Origin of the sequence: Achromobacter sp. JD-1, assembly GCF_038594925.1 — a bacterium.
In the GTDB taxonomy this organism is placed as follows: domain Bacteria; phylum Pseudomonadota; class Gammaproteobacteria; order Burkholderiales; family Burkholderiaceae_B; genus Achromobacter; species Achromobacter spanius_C.
The window spans coordinates 1-998 of record NZ_JBCGCS010000088.1 but is presented as its reverse complement, the minus strand read 5'-3'; the positions used below and the strand labels follow the sequence as shown (position 1 = coordinate 998).

The 998-nt window shown below is 58.0% G+C and carries 1 pseudogene; it reads left to right on the top strand.

The features are described 5' to 3' along the window. Positions 1 to 33 precede the first annotated feature (33 nt). Positions 34 to 998, top strand: a pseudogene (locus tag WBR68_RS31600) (VirB4 family type IV secretion/conjugal transfer ATPase); the annotation flags it as partial.

Below are 998 nucleotides of genomic sequence, written 5' to 3'. Positions count from 1 at the left end.
TACACAGGCATCGTGTTCGACAAGGATCGCGGCATGCAGGTGACCGTCATGGCGATGGGCGGCAAGTATTTCCCGCTACGCCTGGGCGTGAAAACTGGCTGGAACTACCTGCAACTGCCGAAAACCGCTTCAAACGTCGCATTCATGGCCAGCATGACCAAGCTTTTGGGGGCAAATGGGGAGGCCCCCCCCACTGCTTCCGAGCAGAAGCAGATCGCCAAGGCCGTCAACCACCTCGTGGAGCACATCGACCTGGAGGATCGATGCCTGTCGAACTTGGTTAATTTTCTTCCCGCAGCGCCTGCCCCCGAAGGTCAATTAAGCCTCAAAGAGCGCCTCAAGCGCTGGTGCACAGGCGGCGAGTACGGCTGGCTGTTCGACAACCCCAAAGACGAGCTGGACCTGACGGTCAATGAACTCTTCGGTTTTGATTTGACGGAGTTTCTGGAGCACGGACCGATCCGAGACAATGCTCTCACGTACCTGCTCTATCGGACGGATCAGATGAAAGATGGCAGACGGATCGCGCAGTTTTTCGACGAGGTGCAACACCCGCTGAAAGTTCCCTACTTCCAAGCGTCTATGCAGAATGCCAGCAGGACCGACCGCAAGAAAAACGGTGTGCTCGTCTTCGCCACCCAGGAGCCCGCCGCAATCCTGGAGAACCCTGTTGGCAAATCGCTTATCCAGCAATCCGCAACCGCCTTGTTCCTCGAGAACCCGAAGGCGACCGCCGAGGAGTACATCGAGGGATTCAAGCTGTCTCCAGCTGTCTTCAAGATGATCAAGGATCTGCCACCGTTCAGCCGCCAGTTCGTCGTCAAACAAAACGAGTCTGCCGTCACGGCCGAACTGGACCTCGCCTCATGTCCCGAAGCGCTGCTGGTGTTCTCCGGATCCGAAGACCTGGCCGAAATTGCAGAAGCGGCAGTTGCCAAGCATGGTGACGACCCCGCCCTCTGGCTGCCCCACTACCTCAAGCTCGCCCAAGAGGCGAC